The organism is Kaistella sp., assembly GCF_032060305.1.
GTDB classification, from domain to species: Bacteria; Bacteroidota; Bacteroidia; order Flavobacteriales; family Weeksellaceae; genus Kaistella; species Kaistella yananensis.
On record NZ_DAMBHK010000089.1, the window covers coordinates 1 to 3,336 of the forward strand.

Genomic DNA, 3,336 nt, shown 5'->3' on the forward strand with positions numbered 1-3,336 from the left:
AGTTGCCATAGAACGCATATAAACGCGCGAATCATTAATCGAATTCATGCGAATTCTATCTCCCAGAAGTGCACCTCCAGTTTTCTTTTTGGAAGGATCGATGGAAATGATGGCAATTTTCTTTTCGGGATTGGAGCGTAAAAATCTTCTAACCAGTTCGTCGGTTAAGGAAGATTTTCCTGCGCCACCGGTTCCGGTAATTCCAATAATCGGAATGGTCGAATCTTTTGCTCTTTCGTCGATTTCCTTAACCAAGTCGGGTTTAGTTTCGGAGAAATTTTCAACTGCGGAAATGACTTCAGCAATTGATTTTGAATCTTCAAATTTAATTTTATCTAAATCTTGAACGGTAATGTTTTCACCAGTCGGGAAATCGGATTTTTGCACCAAATCATCGATCATTCCTTGCAAACCGAGTTCGCGGCCGTCATCAGGAGAATAAATTCTGGTCACACCATAATCCATCAAATCTTTGATTTCTTCAGGCAAAATAACGCCGCCTCCGCCACCAAAAATCTTGATGTGAGAAGCGTTTTTTTCTTTCAGGAGATCATAGATATATTTAAAGTATTCGTTGTGACCGCCTTGATAAGAAGTTAAGGCGATTGCGTTGGCGTCTTCCTGAACCGCGCAGTTTACAACTTCTTCAGCAGATTTGTCATGTCCGAGGTGAATGACTTCTACACCAGTTCCCTGAATAACGCGACGCATGATATTGATGGCAGCATCGTGGCCATCGAATAATGCGGCGGCGGTAACGATACGGATTTTGTTTTTTGGAGAATATTTTTGGGTTTCCATAATTGAATGTTCGTAAGATTTCAAATATAATCAATTCTTAAAAACTTAAAAGACGCTTATATATGTTTGATTGTTAACGAATTAAATAAAACACGGATCGAATGAGAATCTCTTTTTTCAGAAGCAATGCAAAATCCTGTATATATTACCAAAATTCATCGCATAGCATATAAATAAGTTGGTTTCAAATTTTTAATCTTTACTTTTGCGGAAACATTATTTTTATGCAGCGCGCGATTATCTATTTTTTAGCCGGAACCTTCGTGAGTTTTCTTCTGAATTATTTTCTTCTGGGAAGTCAGGGTTGGGCGCTGGATCTGTATTATGGTTTTGCATTCGGTGCTGCGTGGGGAATGGCGTATTTTCTGGATGACGAAAAATTCACCTTGCCTCAAAAACTGGGCATTTCTTTTTTGGGAATGGCAGTTTTAGTTGTGGTAGGTATTTTTCTCTTTGATTTGGAAAAAGCAGTTCCTTCTGTTATTAAATTTTCGATGGTTTTTGTGGCGTATTATATTTTTGCAAGTTTCAAAAGTTCGAAATCTCTCAGAAATTAGCCTGATTTAACGTATTAAAAAGATTACCGCTGTGGTTCTACGAAAGAAATAACCCCATCATTTTCAAAACCTTAGGATATTCTTTCCTAAAATATTTTCAGTTCCAAAAAAAATCTTTACCTTTGCACACCCTATTTAGGGAAAATTATGTTTAATCGTTAAACGAAAAAGTGTGAATACATTAAGTTACAAAACCGTTTCAGCTAACAAAGCTACCGCTAATAAAGAATGGGTTGTGGTAGACGCTGAAGGACAACCGTTAGGAAGACTAGCTTCTAAGGTTGCAAAGATTTTGAGAGGAAAGCACAAAACGAATTTTACGCCTCACGCAGACTGTGGAGATAACGTAATCGTTTTGAATGCTGGGAAAGTAACCCTTTCCGGGAACAAGTGGGCTGACAAGACTTACATTTGGCATACTGGATATCCAGGTGGTCAGAAGTCGATGACTGCTCTTGAACTTCAGAAAAAAGATTCTTTAAAAGTATTGGAAAAATCTGTAAAAGGTATGCTTCCAAAAAACAGATTGGGATCTCAGTTATTCAGCAACCTTTATTTATATGAAGGAACTGAACACAAACATGAAGCTCAACAGCCAAAAGTTATTAATATTAACGAATTCAAATAATTAATATGTCAATAGTTCATAAAATCGGAAGAAGAAAAACTTCAGTTGCAAGAGTTTATGTGAAACCAGGTTCTGGAGTGATCACGATTAACAAAAAGGATTCTAAAGACTATTTCGGTACTGATGTATTGGTTTACAAAATCAACCAGCCATTTTTGTTGACAGAAACTGTAGGTCAGTACGACGTAACAGTAAATGTTTTCGGAGGTGGAATTACAGGTCAGGCAGAAGCAATCAGACTGGGAATTTCCAGAGCAATGTGCGAAGTAAACGAAGAGTTCAGAGGATTATTGAAACCTCACGGATTGCTTACAAGAGATGCAAGAATGGTGGAGAGAAAGAAACCAGGTCAGAAGAAAGCAAGAAAGAGATTCCAGTTCTCAAAACGTTAATCAAAAAGAAACGAGAAACGAGATTCGAGACTTTCAAAAATCTTTGTTCTTGGCTCTTGGTTCTATTATCTAATCAAAAAATGCCCCGTTTAGTTTAGCACCCAAACTCTTCTCCCATCTAAAGAAAAGTTGATTGCGAAAAAGCGGAACGTAAACTAAAAACAAAAAAGCGACATGGCAAAAGCAAATGTTAAAGACCTTTTAGAGGCAGGTGTACACTTCGGTCACATGACCCGTAAGTGGAATCCAAATATGGCTCCATACATTTTTATGGAGAAAAACGGTATTCACATTGTAGACTTACATAAAACAGCAGTAAAATTAGACGAGGCGTGCAACGCTTTGGAAAAAATTACTTCTGCAGGCAAAAAAGTTCTTTTCGTAGCTACAAAGAAACAAGCGAAAGAAGTTGTGGCAAAACACGCTGCTGATCTTAATATGCCTTATATTACAGAAAGATGGCCAGGTGGTATGTTAACAAACTTTGTTACCATCCGTAAAGCTGTTAAGAAAATGAACCATATCGATAAAATGAAGAAAGATGGTACTTTCGAAACTTTATCTAAAAAAGAAAGACTTCAGGTTGACCGTCAGCGTGCTAACCTTGAGAAAAACTTAGGTTCAATTTCCGACATGGTGCGTCTTCCGTCAGCAATTTTTGTTGTTGATATCATGAGAGAGCACATCGCAGTAACCGAAGCTAAAAAATTGGGTATCCCTGTTTTCGGTATCGTAGATACAAACTCAGATCCAAGAAAAGTAGACTTCGTAATTCCTGGAAACGATGATGCTTCTAAATCAATCGATATGATCCTGAGCGTAGTTTCATCATCTATTAAAGACGGATTATCTCAAAGAAAAGCAGATAAAGAAAAATCTAAAGAAGAAGGAGAAAAAGTATCAGCTGATGCTGATGCAGATTTCGATACTGCTGCAGAATAAGATTTTATCTTCACTA

At 37.4% G+C, this 3,336-nt stretch carries 5 protein-coding genes; 4 read left to right on the top strand and 1 reads right to left on the bottom strand.

The window, feature by feature from the left end; genetic code table 11:
• Positions 1-801 (bottom strand): cobalamin B12-binding domain-containing protein (locus V5N63_RS10470; RefSeq protein ID WP_332033898.1); only part of this gene is annotated, 801 nt, incomplete at its 3' end.
• Between the two features lie 224 nt (positions 802-1,025).
• Between V5N63_RS10470 and V5N63_RS10475 the strand changes: the two genes are divergently transcribed.
• The 4 genes from V5N63_RS10475 (at position 1,026) to rpsB (ending at position 3,320) form a co-directional block, all read left to right on the top strand.
• Positions 1,026-1,358 carry a hypothetical protein gene (locus V5N63_RS10475; protein WP_265144972.1) on the top strand — a complete coding sequence of 111 codons (333 nt, stop codon included), beginning with the start codon at positions 1,026-1,028 and terminating at the stop codon, positions 1,356-1,358.
• A gap of 172 nt (positions 1,359-1,530) precedes the next feature.
• Positions 1,531-1,986, top strand: a complete 456-nt coding sequence (gene rplM, locus V5N63_RS10480) for a 50S ribosomal protein L13 (RefSeq protein WP_027376676.1) — start codon at positions 1,531-1,533, stop codon at positions 1,984-1,986.
• 5 nt (positions 1,987-1,991) lie between these two features.
• The gene (gene rpsI, locus V5N63_RS10485) at positions 1,992-2,378 is read left to right on the top strand and encodes a 30S ribosomal protein S9 (RefSeq protein WP_088469673.1); all 387 of its coding nucleotides are present in this window, start codon (positions 1,992-1,994) and stop codon (positions 2,376-2,378) included.
• A 174-nt stretch (positions 2,379-2,552) separates the two neighbouring features.
• Complete coding sequence (gene rpsB, locus V5N63_RS10490; RefSeq protein ID WP_088469672.1) at positions 2,553-3,320, top strand: 30S ribosomal protein S2; 768 nt, start codon at positions 2,553-2,555, stop codon at positions 3,318-3,320.
• Positions 3,321-3,336: the final 16 nt, after the last annotated feature.